The organism is Ensifer sp., from assembly GCF_031989085.1.
Classification (GTDB): domain Bacteria; phylum Pseudomonadota; class Alphaproteobacteria; order Rhizobiales; family Rhizobiaceae; genus Ensifer.
The window spans coordinates 34742-49897 of the sequence record NZ_DALZXU010000006.1; the positions used below are offsets into that span (position 1 = coordinate 34742).

Annotated in this window: 14 protein-coding genes; 7 read left to right on the top strand and 7 right to left on the bottom strand. The window is 63.5% G+C overall.

The window, feature by feature from the left end:
• Nucleotides 1-4: 4 nt before the first annotated feature.
• Genes RTP54_RS22300 through RTP54_RS22315 form a run of 4 tightly spaced genes read right to left on the bottom strand, consistent with a single transcriptional unit; the run spans nt 5 to nt 3964 of the window.
• Nucleotides 5-1129 (bottom strand): P1 family peptidase, encoded by a 1125-nt coding sequence (locus RTP54_RS22300; protein WP_312365824.1) that lies wholly within the window; start codon nt 1127-1129, stop codon nt 5-7.
• Nucleotides 1130-1131: 2 nt separating this feature from the next.
• Nucleotides 1132-1962 carry an ABC transporter permease gene (locus RTP54_RS22305; RefSeq protein WP_312365825.1) on the bottom strand — a complete coding sequence of 277 codons (831 nt, stop codon included), beginning with the start codon at nt 1960-1962 and terminating at the stop codon, nt 1132-1134.
• A 9-nt stretch (nt 1963-1971) separates the two neighbouring features.
• Nucleotides 1972-2871, bottom strand: coding sequence for an ABC transporter permease (locus RTP54_RS22310; protein WP_312365826.1), 900 nt, complete (start codon nt 2869-2871; stop codon nt 1972-1974).
• A 1-nt stretch (nt 2872) separates the two neighbouring features.
• Nucleotides 2873-3964 (bottom strand): ABC transporter ATP-binding protein, encoded by a 1092-nt coding sequence (locus RTP54_RS22315; RefSeq protein ID WP_112815149.1) that lies wholly within the window; start codon nt 3962-3964, stop codon nt 2873-2875.
• Between the two features lie 165 nt (nt 3965-4129).
• Here RTP54_RS22315 and RTP54_RS22320 point away from each other — a divergent pair, with 165 nt between their 5' ends.
• Nucleotides 4130-5209 (top strand): spermidine/putrescine ABC transporter substrate-binding protein, encoded by a 1080-nt coding sequence (locus tag RTP54_RS22320; RefSeq protein ID WP_312365827.1) that lies wholly within the window; start codon nt 4130-4132, stop codon nt 5207-5209.
• Between the two features lie 101 nt (nt 5210-5310).
• Nucleotides 5311-6165, top strand: a complete 855-nt coding sequence (locus RTP54_RS22325; RefSeq protein ID WP_312365828.1) for a MurR/RpiR family transcriptional regulator — start codon at nt 5311-5313, stop codon at nt 6163-6165.
• Between the two features lie 111 nt (nt 6166-6276).
• On the opposite strand, the gene RTP54_RS22330 is transcribed toward RTP54_RS22325, so the two are convergent.
• The 3 genes from RTP54_RS22330 to RTP54_RS22340 all read right to left on the bottom strand — a co-directional run bounded on the left by RTP54_RS22330 (nt 6277) and on the right by RTP54_RS22340 (nt 9402).
• On the bottom strand, nt 6277-7800 hold the full coding sequence (locus tag RTP54_RS22330) for a tripartite tricarboxylate transporter permease (RefSeq protein ID WP_112815147.1): 1524 nt from the start codon (nt 7798-7800) through the stop codon (nt 6277-6279).
• A 24-nt stretch (nt 7801-7824) separates the two neighbouring features.
• The gene (locus tag RTP54_RS22335) at nt 7825-8283 is read right to left on the bottom strand and encodes a tripartite tricarboxylate transporter TctB family protein (protein ID WP_312365829.1); all 459 of its coding nucleotides are present in this window, start codon (nt 8281-8283) and stop codon (nt 7825-7827) included.
• 147 nt (nt 8284-8430) lie between these two features.
• On the bottom strand, nt 8431-9402 hold the full coding sequence (locus RTP54_RS22340; protein ID WP_112810752.1) for a Bug family tripartite tricarboxylate transporter substrate binding protein: 972 nt from the start codon (nt 9400-9402) through the stop codon (nt 8431-8433).
• Between the two features lie 254 nt (nt 9403-9656).
• Here RTP54_RS22340 and RTP54_RS22345 point away from each other — a divergent pair, with 254 nt between their 5' ends.
• From RTP54_RS22345 to RTP54_RS22365, 5 genes are all read left to right on the top strand, one after another.
• Complete coding sequence (locus tag RTP54_RS22345) at nt 9657-10331, top strand: response regulator transcription factor (protein WP_312365830.1); 675 nt, start codon at nt 9657-9659, stop codon at nt 10329-10331.
• Nucleotides 10321-11706: a sensor histidine kinase gene (locus RTP54_RS22350; RefSeq protein WP_112810754.1), complete on the top strand. Its 1386-nt coding sequence runs from the start codon at nt 10321-10323 to the stop codon at nt 11704-11706. Before RTP54_RS22345 ends, RTP54_RS22350 begins: the two co-directional genes overlap by 11 nt.
• Nucleotides 11703-12803, top strand: a complete 1101-nt coding sequence (locus RTP54_RS22355) for an ABC transporter substrate-binding protein (RefSeq protein ID WP_312365831.1) — start codon at nt 11703-11705, stop codon at nt 12801-12803. The genes RTP54_RS22350 and RTP54_RS22355 overlap by 4 nt, the downstream gene beginning before the upstream one ends.
• Before the next feature lie 299 nt (nt 12804-13102).
• On the top strand, nt 13103-13939 hold the full coding sequence (locus RTP54_RS22360) for a MurR/RpiR family transcriptional regulator (protein WP_312365832.1): 837 nt from the start codon (nt 13103-13105) through the stop codon (nt 13937-13939).
• Nucleotides 13940-13967: 28 nt separating this feature from the next.
• Entirely contained in the window at nt 13968-15086 is a 1119-nt protein-coding gene (locus RTP54_RS22365) for an extracellular solute-binding protein (RefSeq protein WP_409517192.1), read from the top strand.
• The last annotated feature ends 70 nt before the right edge of the window (nt 15087-15156 follow it).

A 15156-nucleotide genomic window follows, 5' to 3' on the forward strand; every position in this document is an offset into this window, starting at 1 on the left:
CGCATCACCGAGCGTAGCGACGCATGACATCGAGAAGCGGGCCATGCCTGATGGCTTCGATCTTGAACCGGTCATGCTCCGTGCCGCCTGCATCTTCCGCGGCAAGCATGGCGTTGACCACCGCCTCCTCGACGCTGTCCACCGTTGCCAGATAGACCGGATCGAGCATCTCGTCGTTGACGATTTCGAGCGTCAGGCGCGGCGGTGCGCGGTGCGCCATCGGCTGCGGGTTCGCGGTCGAAAACGCCAAGAAGATGTCGCCGGAATTGTTGCCGCCGGGCGTGCCGTTGCGGCCTATGCCGATTGCTGCGCGCCGGGCAAGACGCTGCAACTGGTGCGGGGCCATCGGCAGGTCGGTGGCGATGACGACGATGATCGAGCCGCGCTCCTGCATCTGGCTCTGTGGCGTGCCGTCGCGCATGTGCTGGCCGACCGGTACGCCGCAGATCGTCAGCCAGTCACGCTGGCCGTGGTTGGCCTGCACTAGCGTGCCGATCGTGTAGTCGCGTCCACCGAACGCGACCACCCGCGATGAGGTGCCGGTGCCGCCCTTGAAGCCATAGGCGATCATGCCCGTGCCGCCGCCGCAATTGCCTTCCTCGACCGCGCCGCCTTTCGCCGCGTCGAGCGCCGCCTCGACCTCGGCCTCGCCGATCGGCTGGCCGTTGATGTCGTTGAGCACACCGTCATAGGTTTCGGCGACCACCGGCATGATCCAGAGGAAATCGTCGCTGTCATAGGTGGAGGCATAACGCTCCAGCATCCACTTGATCGTGGCGTGGTGGGTCATGCCCACGGCATGGGTGTTGGTGATCATGACCGGGCCGAGGAAATAACCGCCATCCTCGATCCAGTGCGTTCCGGTCATTTCGCCATTGCCGTTGAAACGGTGCACGCCGGCATAGACCGGCACCGGCACGGCCGAGCCCGCATGCGGCAGGATGGCGGTAACCCCGGTTCTGACGGGGCGCTTGCGGCCCGGGCGCGGCACGTCCTCAGAGATGGTGTGAAAGCCGACGGCGATGCCTTCGACATCGGTGATGGCATTGAAGGGACCGGTGCGGCCGGTAAATGGCAGGCCGAGGTCGCGGGCGCGGGCTTTGGTGGCGGGCGTATTCTTGTTGTCCATGATCATTTCTGCCGGGAGCGGAGGTAGAGGCCAAGCGAGGCGACGACGAAGGAGAAGGTCAGCATCATCACCGCGATCGCATTGATCTCCGGCTTGATGCCGCGCCGAAGCATGGCGAAGATGAACATCGGCAGCGTCGTCACGTCGACGCCGGCGATGAAGTAGGTGATGACGAGATCGTCCATCGAGATGATGAAGGCGAGCAGGGCGCCGCCGACGATGCCGGGCAGGAGCTGCGGCAACACCACGCGACGAAAGGTCGTCCATTCGTCGGCGCCCAGGTCGGCGGAGGCATTTTCGAGCGTGCGGTCCATGCCGGCAAGCCGCGCCGAGACGACGATGAACACATAGGAAATCAGGAAGGTACACTGGCCGATGATGATCGTCGTCAGGCCGAGGTGGATGCCCGAATTGACGAAGAAGATCAAAAGCGCAATGCCGAGCACGATATCGGGCATCAGCATCGGCATGAACATGATCACCCGATAGAAGCGCTGGCCGAGAAAGTCGAAGCGGTAAAGGCCGATCGCGATCGCCGTGCCGAAGACGGTGGCGATCAGCGTCGTCGAGGTGGCGATGATAAGGCTGTTCCACACGGCCTGGAGAAGCTGTCCGGTCGATTCGATATAGAGCGCGTTCTCGGACACCGTGGTCTTGAAGCCCAGCACCTGGGCGTACCATTCGGTGGTGAAGCCGGTCCAGGTCATCATGTTGACCGGGTTGGAATTGAATGAATAGATGGCGATCACCACCAGCGGAATGTAGATGAAGGCGAAGAAGAGGCTGGTATAGGCGACAAGGCCGCCGCGGAAGAGGGTTTGAGCGATCTTCATGGGACGACCTCAGCGATTGAGCGCGGCGTCGGCGCCGCGGCGGCTCGACGCAAACACGTAGACGAGAAGCAGCACCAGCATCACGCTCATGACCATCATCGCCAGCGCCGAGCCGAACGGCCAGTTGCGGGCGGCAAGGAACTGCTGCTCGATGAGATTGCCGAGCATCATCACCTTGGCGCCGCCGAGGATGGCCGGAACGACGAAGTTGCCGAGTGCCGGGATGAAGACGATGATCGCGCCACCGATGATGCCGGGGGCGGTCAGCGGCAGGATGATGCGCCAGAAGGTGCGGATTGGCCCCGCGCCGAGATCGAGCGAGGCGCGCACCAGCGTCCAGTCCAGCTTCTCGACGCTGGCATAGACGGGCATGAACATGAACGGAATGAAGACATAGACCATGCCGAGAATGATGGCGCCGTCCGTATAGATGAGGTCGAGCGGCCGGGCGATCATGCCCGTCGACAGCAGCATCTCGTTGACGAGACCGGTCTGGCGCAGGATCAGCACCCAGACGAACAGGCGCACGATCAGGCTGGTGAAAAAGGGCAGCGTGATGAGGAACAGGCAGAAGTTCTTCCACCGCTCAGACAGCCGCGCGATGCAGAAGGCTGCGGGATAACAGACGAGCAAGGCGGCCAGAACGGTGAGTGCGGCGATCTTCACCGAGCGCAGGAAAATCGCGATGTAGACGGGATCGAAATCCTCGAACATCGGATCGGCAAAGCCGAGGATGCGACCGAAGTTGTGAGGGTAGAAGGTCCACTCGACGCCGCCATAGAGCCCCGGCGCCAGGAAGCTCGTGACCATCATGATGGCGAGCGGGCCAAGGAAGAACACGGCAAGGAACAGGGAAACGGGACCGAGCAGGACGGCGAGCTGGACGCGGCGGCGAAGGGCGATCGACATGTTACGCCTCCGCGCAGGGGTGAATGAGGTGAACGGCGGCGGGATCGTAGGCGAGCCTGGCGCGGCGGGTGCGCTCGATGTCGCCGATCAGGCTGCGCCGGCCGGCGGGGATCTCGGCGATGACCTTTTTGCCGGCCTGCGTGCGGCCGAACAGTTCGAATGTCGAGCCGACGAAGACGATCGCCTCGAGATCGACATCAAGGGTCGGGAAAGGTTCCCCTTCACCAGCGAGGAAGAATTGCTCGGGCCGGATCAGCGCCGTCGCCGCGCCCGCTGCCGTGTTCGGCGTGGGACGGTGGTGGATCTGCGTCCCGTCGCCGGTCATCAGCCTGTCACCATCGATCCGGCCGTCGAAGAGATTGCTGGCGCCGATGAAGGTGGCAACGAAGCTGTTGACCGGATGGTCGTAGATCGCCCGCGGCGTGTCGAGCTGCTGGATGCGCCCGCCGGACAGGACGGCGACGCGATCCGACATGGTCAGCGCCTCCTGTTGGTCGTGGGTGACGAAGATGAAGGAGATGCCGAGTTCGTGCTGCAGCGTCTTAAGCTCGATCTGCATCGCCTGGCGCAGGTTCTTGTCCAGCGCCGACAGTGGTTCGTCGAGCAAGAGCAGTTTCGGGCGGGCGATGATGGCACGGGCAAGGGCGACGCGCTGTTGCTGGCCGCCGGAAAGCTGGCGCGGGCGCCGGCCCTCCATGCCCGCAAGGCCGACCATTTTCAGCGCTGCTGCCACCTGCTCGCGCCGCTTCGCCTTGGCGACACCGGCGACCTCGAGTGCATAGGCGGTGTTATCGCCGACGGTCATGTGCGGAAACAGCGCGTAGTTCTGAAACACGGTGTTGACGGGACGGCGATAGGGCGGCCGGTCGGTCATGTCCTCGCCGTCGATCAGGATGCGCCCGCCGTCGAGCTCGACGAAGCCGCTGATCGCCTGCAGCAAGGTGGTCTTGCCGCAGCCTGACGGCCCGAGCAGCGTCAGAAACTCGTTGCGCCGCACCTGAAGATCGATGGCGTCGAGCGCGGTCACGCTTCCGCCTTCCGGGGTGGCGAAGGCTTTGCTCGCCCCCTCCAGCCGGACAATGGAATCCTGCATCTGTCATTCCCCAAAATGTTATTTAAATAACGCTTGTGCGTTTTCGATATATGGATACCATTTGTTCATCGGTGTCAACGGCCGCAGAAGCCGGAACCGGCAAGGACCAGGGAACGGTCCGATCCTGGGGTGCCATGCCCCATGAACCATCAGAGGAGACTATCTATGACAAAAGCAAGCCGCGTCGTCCGGGCGACCAGGGCCAAACTCTTCGGCTCCGCACGGGTCGCCGCTTTCTCGCTGTCCGCCTTGGTTTGCAGCACGGCTCTCGCCCACGCAGCCGAACTCAACATCTACAATTGGGGCGAATACATCAATCCGGCGGTGCTCAAGAAGTTCGAAGACGAGACGAAGATCAAGGTGAACCTTTCCACCTATTCCTCCAATGAGGAGATGCTGGCGAAGATCCAGGGCGGCGCGACCGGCTATGACGTCGTTTTCCCGTCGGTGCACATGCAGGACATCATGTCGAAGCTCGATCTTCTCGAGAAGACCGACATCAATGCCTATGAAGGTTTCAAGAATATCGATCCGGCGTTCCTCAGGGCAAAGAGCGACCCCAAGGGCGAATATTGCCTGCCCTACGCCTTCGGCACCGTCGGCATCGTCTACAATCGAAAAGTGCTCGGCAAGGACGTCGTCGGGTGGAAGGACCTGATCGCCACGGTCAAGGAAAAGGGCTTGAAATTCACCCTGCTCGACGACATGCGCGAGGTCCTGGCGGTCGGGCTGATCCTCAACGGCCACAAGGTCAACTCGACCGACCCGGCCGAGCTGCAGCAGGCGGCCGATACGATCATCGCGATGAAGCCTGACGTTGCCGCCTTCACCTACGATACCCGACCGATGGTGCAGTCCGGCGACGTGGCGGCCGGCCATTTCTTCGTCGGCGCGATGGTCGATGTCTTCGCCAACCAGAAGGACCTCGGCTACGTGATCCCGGAGGAGGGCGCGACCATGTATCAGGAAGACATGTGCGTCCTGAAGACGGCGCCGAACAAGGACAGCGCCATGAAATTCATGGAGTTCTACACCCGTCCGGAGGTCGCAGCCCTAAACGTCTCCCAGCAGACCAACGGCACCGCCAACGTGCCGGCGCGGCAATTGACCCCCGACCAGATCAAGAATAGCAAGGAGATCAATCCGACGCCCGAGACGATGCAACGGCTCCAGATCTTCGAGGACCTGGGCTCCGGCGTGCGCCAGCTCGATCGTGTCTGGACCAAGGTGAAGACGGCGCAGTAACGGCGACGGCGAACGACAATTCCGCCCGCGAACACATGTCTTGCGCGTCATGGCTGACGCGCGGCACTGCAGGCGGGCGGAAGGACCTCCGGGGAGGGGACGTGGCACAACGAATCCTGAAGCTCGTGCAGAGCGATGAACTCAGGCGGTCGAAATCCGACAGGCTGATCGCCCATTACATCGAGCGCAATCTGGCCGAGATCCCGTTCGAAACGGCGAAATCGATTGCAACGCGTCTCGAGCTGTCGCCGATGACCGTCGGGCGTTACCTCCGGCGCATGGGGTTCGACGGGCTAGACCAGCTGAAGCACGAGCTGCGGCGCGGCAGCTCCAACCCCGCCTGGCAGGTCAAGGGACCGGTCGACCGGCTGCGCGAAGACATTCGCGAGGGCAAGCTGCTCGCCGGCCTGATCCAGGAGCAGATCAACAATCTCGGGCTGGTCTACGAGCTGACGACGTCGCCGGAATGGCAGCAGGCGATCGAGGCGCTGATCGGCGCCAGCGAGGTCTATGTCGCCGCCTACCAGAACGTGCGCGGCATCGCCCAGTATTTTGCCAGCCAGCTCTCCTATACCCGGTCGCGGGTGCAGTTTGTCGACGGCCTGAACGGCACCTATTCTGAACTGCTCGATGGCTCAGTCGAGGGGCGCGTGCTTTTCCTGCACGATGTCAGGCGTTTTGCCGCCAAGGCCAGGCCACTGGCGATGGAAGCGCGCCGGGCGGGCGTCAAGGTCATTCTCTACACCGACGAATATTGCCCCTGGGCTGCGGAGGTGTCTGACATCTGCCTCGTCGTTCCGGGCTCCCATGGTCCCCTCTGGGACGGCGCTGCGACGACGATCGCCGTCATGGACCTGATGCTCAGCAACATCATCGTTGTGTTGGGGGACGAAGTCAGCGAACGGGTCGGCATGCTGACGCGGCTGCAGGACGTGTTCGGCGACTTCGAGGCCTGAGCGGCGGTAAGGGGCGCTTGGTTTGCGTTGGCGTCGCGGGAGGCCCGTCGCCTGCTTCCGAGAAAGCCATCACACTGGCCGCCGCTGGGGCGGCCAGTGTTCGTCGTCCGTCTACACAGATGTCGGTGAAGCTTCAGCCTTTGCAAGTGCTTTCGCCTTTGACCGGCGGCCCGCCACAAGCGGCATCACTGCCATGGCGATTGCGAGAACCCAGAGAATGATCGAGATCTTGCTCTGGAACAGGATGGCGATATCGCCGCCGCTGATGGCAAGCGCGTTGCGCAGGTTCACTTCCATGACGTGCCCCAGCACGAAGCCGAGGATGATCGGCGCCATGTCGAAACCGGCTTTTCGCAACAGCCAGCCGCACATGCCGATCGAAAGCATCAGCAAGATCGAGAACACCGAAGCGTGGGTGGAATAGACGCCGACGATCGACAAGACGAGGATGCCCGGAACGAGCAGCCAATTAGGCACGGTCAGCACGCGGGCGAAGATGTTGACGAACGGCAGGTTCAAGAGCAGCAGCAGGATGTTGCCGATGAACAGCGAGGCGACGAGGCCGCCGACGACCTCCGGTCGCTCGGTGATCAGCATCGGCCCCGGCTGGATGTTGTAGAGCATCAACGCGCCGAGCATGACGGCGGTCGTTCCCGAACCGGGCACGCCGAGGGTCAGCATCGGCACGAAGGCGCCGCAGGCAGTAGCGTTGTTGGCGGCTTCCGGGGCGGCCAGGCCGCGCACGTCGCCCTTGCCGAAAGTGCCTTCGGTATCGGAGATGCGCTTTTCCGTTGTGTAGGAAACCGCGCTCGACACCGATGCGCCGGTGCCCGGCAGAACGCCGACGACGAAGCCGATGGCGGAGCCGCGGAGCGTCGCGCCGACCGATTTCCTGATGTCGTCGAGCCGCGCGGTCATGCGGCCGAGCTTGCGGATGACGGTGACGCCGACGGCCTGGTGCTCCAGCATCAACAACGCTTCGGACACCGAGAACAGCCCGATGACCAGCACCACGAAGTCGATCCCGTCGCCGAGTTCGGGCTCGTTGAAGGTGAAGCGATAGGCGCCGGAGGTGGCGTCGAGGCCGACGGTCGCCAGCATCAGACCGAGCGTGCAGCCGATCAGCGTCTTGACCGGCTGGCTGCCGACCATCGAGCCGAGCGTGGCGAAGGCAAACACCATCAACACGAAATATTCCGCCGGTCCGAAACCGATCGCCAGGCCCGAAAGCAGCGGGGCAAACAGCGCAAGTCCGAGCGCGCCCAGCATGCCGCCGACGAAGGACGAAAGGCCAGAGAGCATCAGCGCCTCGCCGGCGCGGCCCTGTTTGGCCATGGGATAGCCGTCGAGCGCGGTCATGACGGCGCCGGCGTCGCCGGGCACGTTGAGGAGGATGGAGGAAATGCGCCCGCCATATTCAGCGCCGCAATAGACGGCGGCAAGCAGGATCATCGTGCTTTCCGCCGGTAAGCCCATCGTATAGGCGATCGGCATCAGGAGCGCGATGCCGTTGATCGGCCCGATGGCCGGAAGGGCGCCGACGAGGGTGCCGATGAAGCAACCGGCAAGACCGATCAAGAGGTTCTGCATCGTGAGGGCGACGGAAAAGCCGTGCCAGAGATAATCGAGGTTCATGAGAAAGTCTCCTTCGCCGGAGGCTCAGCCGAACAGGCGGCCGGCGGGCAGATAGACGTCGAGAAGGTAGGCAAAGACCAGCCACCACAGTAACGCCTGGCCAACGCCGCCGATGAGAGCCAGCCGAAGCGGCGCGCCGAAGATCCAGCCGACGCCGACGGTCATCACGAAAATCGAGATCGCGAACCCGGCGGGCTCGAGCAGCAGCACGGATGTGACGAGCAGCATCGGCACCGCCAGGATGCGAGCAAGCAAGCGGCCTCTCGGGAACCGCTCCGACGTGCCGGGACGGACGAGGTAGATCAGGCACAGACCGGCGAGAAGCACCGCCAGCAGCACTGGCATGACCCGTGGCCCGAGCGGGTCCGAGGCGAAGGCGTATTCGATCTGGCTGCCGCCGATGCCGTAGGCGATGGCGAGCACAAGCAGGCAGACGCCGCCGATGCGGCCCACCCACGCGGATGAAGACGTACCGTCAGACATGGTGAAACTCCAATGGTTCTATGGCGCTGAGGAGCCGCACGCCTGCGCGCAGGCGGTGATCCCAAACGGACCTGTCAGGTGGTTGCCAGCCGGTGCTGTGAAAGGTTTTGGGGCGGGCCGAAGGCGCCGCCCCATGGGAGGTGTCGGCTACATTCCCGCCTCTTTGGCGAGGATCTTGAAGCGTGCGACATCGGCCTTGACCTGACCGTCGAAGGCGTCGCCGATCAGCGTGTATTCATAAAGGCCGCGGGCCTCGCGCTCCTTGGTGAATTCCGGTGAAGCCGCAAGCTTTGTGAAGGCGTCGACCCACCATTTGTAGTCGTCATCCGACACGTCCTTGCCGACGTAATAGCCGCGCCAGACGGGCCACTCGATGTCGATGCCCTGCTCCTTGGCGGTCGGCACTTCGGCGAGATCGCCTGGCAGTCGCGAAGGCGACATCACCGCCAGCACACGCACCTTGCCGGCAACGTGATGCTTGGCCATTTCGGCCGCATCGCCGGCGCCGACCTTGACGTGGCCGCCCTCGAGCGCCGTCAGCACGGCGCCGCCGCCTTCGAGCGCGACGTAACGCATCTGCTTGGGTTCCTGCTCGGCGGCCTTGGCCAAAAGCGAGCTCTTCATCCAGTCCTGCGAGCCGACGGCGCCGCCGCCGGCAACCGCGAAGTCCGAGGGGTTGGCCTTGTAGGCCGCGATCAGTTCGGCAAGGCTCTTGTAGGGCGAATCCGCCGCAACGACGAGAACGCCGTAGTCGGCGCCGAGCGCCCCGAGCCAGCGCACGGCGCTTTCGTCGTACTGCCCGAATTTTCCTTGCGCGAGCAGTAGCGCTGAGCCTGATGAGGCGGCGGTGATCAGGTTGCCGTCCTTGCTGCGCTTGCCGATGACGTGATTGTAGGCGACGGCGCCGACGCCGCCCTCCATGTAGGTCACGGCCATCGGCTTGCCAATCACCTTGGCCTCAAGCAGCGAATTGGCCGCCAGCCGGCAGGTGAGGTCAAAGCCGCCGCCGGGTTTTGCGCCGGCAAGGCATTCCGGCTTTGTCGGTTCGGCGTCGGCCGGAAACGCGATCGCAGCGAAACAGCCGGCCGCAAGGATCGTCTTCAAGATGCTGTTGCTCATGGTCTCTCTCCCATCCTCCATGAATGCGCCTGTCTCCTGCGGGCAGGACCGGAAGGGCACGGCGCGGCCATGGCGGGCAGCCTTCTGCGCCCACCGTGACAACCCGCGAAATTGCTTGTCCTCCAGGCCCGGTCCGCTCCTCCGTTTGGCGGGCAGGCTCATCTTCTTCCGCCGCGAACCTGTCACCACCCTGTCACGGTTTCGGCCAGATCCGCCGGGTTGATCACCGGATTTTTCCATGTCACTGCTTGGTCATGCGCATCCTATTGGTGGAAGATACAAGGGATGTCGGGGAGGCGATCAGCCGGCGTTTGGAGAAGGTCGGGCACACGATCGATTGGCAAACGGACGGGCAGGCAGCCGCCGACATACTCGATTTTATCGACTATGATCTCGTGATCCTCGACGTGATGTTGCCGGGGCTCGACGGGTTCGAGATCCTGCGGCATCTGCGCACCAACCGTAAGACGACCCCGGTTCTGGTGCTGACGGCGCGCTCGGAGATCGAGGATCGCGTCGGCGCGCTCGATCTCGGCGCCGACGACTATCTGGTCAAGCCGTTCGACTTTCGCGAACTGGAGGCGCGCGTGCGCGTGCTTTTGCGCCGAAGGGCAGGGGATCCCACCAATCTCATCGAATGCGGCGACCTCGTGCTCGACCGCAACAGCCGCTCGGTCAGGGTCGGCAACCGCGAGGTGCAGTTGAAGCGGCGGGAAATCACCCTGCTCGAGGTGCTGGCGACACGGCCGGGCCGCGTGTTCGGCAAGGATGAACTGCTCGATCATCTCTTCGGCTTCGACGACGGCGCCAACCAGAACGCGATCGAGCTTTACATCGGCCGCCTTCGCAAGAAGATCGAAGGGTCGAGCGTGCGCATCGTGACGATAAGGGGCCTCGGTTATCAGCTGGTGGCCGACGATGCGGCGTGAGCCATCGCTGTTTTCGCGGCTGGTCGTGCGTGTCGCCCTGGTGCTTTGCGGTGGCGCGACGTTGCTTGCCGTTGCCGCCTGGTATTACGCGCGTGCCGCCGCCGACGATGCCTATGACCGGCTGTTGCTCGGTGCCGCCATCCAGATCACCGCCAACATGACGGTCGACAACGGCAACCTGGCCATCGCGCTTCCGACCTCCGCCTTCGAACTGCTGGGGCTTGCCGCCCGCGACCGCATTTTCTATCGGGTGATCGGGCCTGATATGAAAACCCTGACGGGCTACGAGGATCTGCAGACGGATTTCGACCTGGCTTCGGCCCGCGCAGCGCCGGTTTTCCTCTCAGTGCGATATCGCGACGTGCCGGTGCGGGTGGTCGTGGCCGCCAGGGCGCTTTCCGATCCATCGTTTTCCGGCTGGTCCTATGTCGTGCTGGCGCAGACCACCGAGGCGCGGCGGGCATTGGCCGGCGAATTGACGTCGCGCGCCATGATCCTCGTCGGCATCATGAGCGCGCTGGCGCTTGCCGGCACCGTGCTTGCCATCCGCTATTCGCTGCTGCCCGTCAGCGCGCTGGGTGCTGCCCTTCGCGCCCGCGATCCGCAGGACCTGACGCCCGTTGACGTCGACGTGCCGCGCGAATTGCGGCCCTTCATGGCCTCGATCAACCACTTCATGGGGCGTCTGGATGAGCGCGTGACGCTGCTGCAGCGCTTTATCGCCGATGCCGCCCATCAGATCCGGACGCCGCTCACCGCCCTGTCGGCACAGGTCGACATGCTCGAAGAAGACGAGATGGACGAGGTTGGAAAGCGGCATCTGGGCCGGGTGCGCAAGCGGGTCGGGCAGTTGGCGCGGCTGACCAATCAGCTGCTCAGCCACGCCATGGTCATCCACCGGTCCGATTCCGTGCGGTTCAAGCCGGTGGATCTGTCCGACATCGCGCGCAAGGCGTTCCGCGCAGCCGTGCCGATTACGGTCGATCCCGATATCGTCATTTCCTTCGAGGCGCCACCCGGGCCGATCGTCGTGCTCGGCGATGCCGTCAGCCTGCGCGAGGCGATCGCCAACATCATCGACAATTCGCTGCGGCACGGCACCGTCTCGCATCTCGCCGTGCGTGTCGTTGCAAGCGACGGTCGCGCCCGCGTCGAGGTCGAGGACGACGGCTCCGGCATTCCGCGGAGCGAATGGGAGAGCGTGACCGCACGCTTCGTTACCTCGAAGACAGGAGAAGGCAGCATGGGTCTCGGTTTTGCCATCGCCGCCGAGGTGGCGTCTGCCCACAGGGGAACGATTGGGTTTCAAGAGAAGGGCGAGCGCGGCTTTACCGTCGTTTTCGATCTGCCTGTCTCTGCCGAGGGCGCGCCATGAGCCTCGCTAAACGCGCGACGCTCACTGCCGCGATTGTTCTCTTCGCGGCGACATCGGCCATGGCGGTCGAAGGTGCACGCGGCTTCTTTCCGGCGGTTGAGCAGGAGCGCGGCCGCCTCGTTGTCCATGGAGCGACAGACATCGAGGCGATGGAGCCGCTCATCCGGGATTTCCAGCAGGTGGCGACCGATGTCGCCGTCGACTACACCGACTACGTGACCAACGATCTCTATCGCGACGCCGATGCCGCTTGCCGCAACCAGCAGAACTTCGGCGACATCCTGCTATCGTCCTCGGTCGACCAACTCGTCAAGCTTGCCAATGACGGTTGCGCTGTGGCCCATAGTTCGGCCGAAACGCAGGATGTGCCGGACTGGGCGAACTGGCGCGAAGAGGTCTATGGCTTCACGTTCGAGCCGTCGGTGATGGTCTACCACAAAGACTTCGTCCCGCCGGAGGATGTTCCCCACAGTCACGGTGAGCTCACGGACCTCCTGCGCTTCAAGCCGGATTATTACCGTGGCCGTATCGGCACCTATGATCTGCGTCAGTCCGGCATCGGCTACCTGCTCGCCTTTCTTGACGCCCAGCAGGCTTCGACGACCTATGGCCGGTTGCTCGAAAGCCTGAGCCGTGTCGAGGCCGTGCTACGTTGCTGCAACAACGCCGTGCTATCGGAAATCGACAGCGGCAACGTCTTCATCGGCTACAACATCCTCGGTTCCTATGCCCATGCGGCGGCGCTGCGCAATCCGAAGCTGCGTATCGTGCTCCCGCGTGACTATACGCTGATCCTCAGCAGGGGCGTGCTGATCCCCAGGGCCGCGAAGCGGCCCGACCTGGCGGGCCGTTTCCTCGACTATCTGCTGTCGGAGCGCGGACAGGACGTCGCAACACGCAAGGCCTTCTTCTTTTCGCGAACGGGCCCCCTTCCGGCCAATGTCGATGGGCCGCCGAAGCTGATCGAATCCGGTATCGGCCGGCCGATCCGGATCGGTCCGGCTTTGCTGGCCGCTCAGGACCAGCTGCAACGATCGAGCTTTATCGACGACTGGACCCGCCTCCTGCGCGGCACCGCAGGCGGCAAGACGCCTTAGGCAGGTTCGTTCGTCGGCGGTGCCGGGTGTGCCAGAACCGACCGATGGCGGCGTCCCGTCCTTTGCGGCGCCTTGCAAAGATTTTTGTCGGCAAAGTGCTCGCCTGTCGCAAGCGCCAGTTTTTCGACGTTTTTGACGCCATTTTCACCCGCCGCGCATGAAAAACCCGCGAAATTTGAAGGATTTTTGAGGGCGCTGCGTATCCTTGCAGAGACTTGCAAGGATTCTTGCGGGTGTCGCCTTGACTGCAAGTTCGTTTGCTTGAACGATGCCTCATGCAAAGAAACTTGTAGAGCGCCATGACACTTCTCGATCGCATCAAGGCACAATCGAAACGGCTGACCGACGCGGATCAGAAGCTGATCGCGACGATGCTCGAGAACCGGGCCGAGGCCGCCTTCCTGTCAGGCCCGCAACTGTCGCAACGTGCCAGCGTCCATGAGGCGACGGTGACGCGCCTGGCGCAGAAACTGGGATACCGGGGCTTTCCCGATCTGCGGGCGCAGCTGCAGCGCGAGGTGCTCGACGATCAGGACGCCGCCACCCGCATGCGTCGCTCGGTCGCCAAGGTCGAGCATGGCGACTATCTGACCGACCTGATTGCCGCGGAGATTTCGGCGCTGGAGACGCTGGCGCGATCGGTGCCGCAAGGCGACGTGGATCTGGCCGCCGACATGATCTTCGAGGGGCGTCGTGTCTTCGTGTTCGGCCAGGGCCATGCCCAATCCGTCGCCGGCTTCCTGCAGCGCCGCCTCGACCGTTTCGGCATGACGACGATCGCGCTCACCGGCCGCGGCCGCGATATCGCAGAGCGCATGGTCAGCATGGATGCAAACGACGTCGTCATCGCGCTCGCCTTTCGCAAGCAGCCGCAAAGCTATGCGCCGCTGGTGCAGCACGCCCGTCGCGTTGGCGCGCGATCGATCCTGATATCGGACCTGGCCGGCTCGCTGATGGAGCCGGTTGCCGATCTGATGCTCGCAGCCCCCCGAGGGAGGTCGGGAAGCGAGTTTCAGACGCCGACCATCCCTTTTGCCATCGTCAACGGCATCGTGCTGACGATCGCCGGACGGCATGAGTGCGAGGTCATGGGTCGGCTTGAGAAACTGTCGGAGCTGTTCAACGACTTCGATTGACTGGGGAAAAATGGAGGAGGAAACCATGTTGAAGCGACTGATGAAGTCCGCGCTTGCGGCCTGCGTCGTGCTGCCCACGGCGGCAATGGCGACAGATCTGGATAGCATGACGCCCGAGCAGTTGCTGCCGCTCGCGCAGAAGGAAGGCAGTGTCACCGTCTTTTCATTGTCGAGCCGTATCGCCAAGGTCGAAAAGGCCTTTGAGGCAGCCTATCCCGGCGTCGATCTGATCGGCCTCGACATGAGCTCAACGAAGCAGATCGCGCGCCTGGAGGCCGAGCAACAGGCCGGCGTGCATGCAGTCGACGTGCTCTATATCGCCGATACGCCGGTGGTCTTCACCAAGCTTCTTGAAGCCAAGCGCATCGTCAACTACGTGCCGCCGCGCGTGGCGGGGCAAATCGACGATCGCTACAAGGGACCGCTTCTCACCCAGCGTCTGTCGACCAAGGTGCTGATGTATAACGAGAAGGCCTATCCCGGCGGCTCGCCGGTGACGAACCTTTGGCAACTGACCCAGCCGGAGTGGCAGGGCAAGGTGCTGATGGTCGATCCGAGCCAGCGCGGCGAACTGCTTGACCTCCTGACCGAGATCGCGCTCCACCCAGACGAGATGGCTTCGGCCTACAAGGCGCAGTTCGGCAAGGACATCGTCGTCGATGCCGATCTTCAGGGCGCCGGCGAGCAGTTCATCAAGGATCTCTTCGCCAACGATCTGATCCTCGTGCCGAACAGCGATGTGCTCAACAAGTCGGTGGGCGACGCCACGGCCAAGAACCCGCCGGTCGGCTTCGGCACCTATTCGGACCGCCGCGACAACGAGAAGGAAGGCTGGGCGCTGCAGATCGCCAACAATGTCGAGCCGGCCAACGGCATCCTGTTTCCGGCCGTGCTGACGATTGCCGACAAGGCGCCCAATCCGGCCGCCGCCCGATTGCTGATCGACTTCATGTTCGGCGACGACACGCCGACGGGAGGGGCCGGCTTCGAGCCCTTCAATGTTCCCGGCGACTATGCCACGCGCACGACCATTGCCCACCATCCGGACTCGGTCAAACTCGATGCGCTGAAAGCCTGGACCATCGATCCGGCCAAGACCGCCGCTGCCCGCGGACGCGTCTCCGATCTCATCATCACGCTTCAGTAACGGGTCATTTGCCGGCGCGGCACGTGCCACGCCGGCAAATGACGGGGTTCGCCAATGACATTCCTATCGA

Bases quoted from the DNA above. Each gene is read 5' to 3' on its own strand.
- RTP54_RS22315 (WP_112815149.1), bottom strand. From the start codon at position 3,964: ATGCAGGATTCCATTGTCCGGCTGGAGGGGGCGAGCAAAGCCTTCGCC.
- RTP54_RS22335 (WP_312365829.1), bottom strand. From the start codon at position 8,283: ATGTCTGACGGTACGTCTTCATCCGCGTGGGTGGGCCGCATCGGCGGC.
- RTP54_RS22305 (WP_312365825.1), bottom strand. From the start codon at position 1,962: ATGAAGATCGCTCAAACCCTCTTCCGCGGCGGCCTTGTCGCCTATACC.
- RTP54_RS22310 (WP_312365826.1), bottom strand. From the start codon at position 2,871: ATGTCGATCGCCCTTCGCCGCCGCGTCCAGCTCGCCGTCCTGCTCGGT.
- RTP54_RS22350 (WP_112810754.1), top strand. From the start codon at position 10,321: ATGCGGCGTGAGCCATCGCTGTTTTCGCGGCTGGTCGTGCGTGTCGCC.
- RTP54_RS22320 (WP_312365827.1), top strand. From the start codon at position 4,130: ATGACAAAAGCAAGCCGCGTCGTCCGGGCGACCAGGGCCAAACTCTTC.
- RTP54_RS22300 (WP_312365824.1), bottom strand. From the start codon at position 1,129: ATGGACAACAAGAATACGCCCGCCACCAAAGCCCGCGCCCGCGACCTC.
- RTP54_RS22340 (WP_112810752.1), bottom strand. From the start codon at position 9,402: ATGAGCAACAGCATCTTGAAGACGATCCTTGCGGCCGGCTGTTTCGCT.
- RTP54_RS22360 (WP_312365832.1), top strand. From the start codon at position 13,103: ATGACACTTCTCGATCGCATCAAGGCACAATCGAAACGGCTGACCGAC.
- RTP54_RS22355 (WP_312365831.1), top strand. From the start codon at position 11,703: ATGAGCCTCGCTAAACGCGCGACGCTCACTGCCGCGATTGTTCTCTTC.
- RTP54_RS22330 (WP_112815147.1), bottom strand. From the start codon at position 7,800: ATGAACCTCGATTATCTCTGGCACGGCTTTTCCGTCGCCCTCACGATG.
- RTP54_RS22345 (WP_312365830.1), top strand. From the start codon at position 9,657: ATGCGCATCCTATTGGTGGAAGATACAAGGGATGTCGGGGAGGCGATC.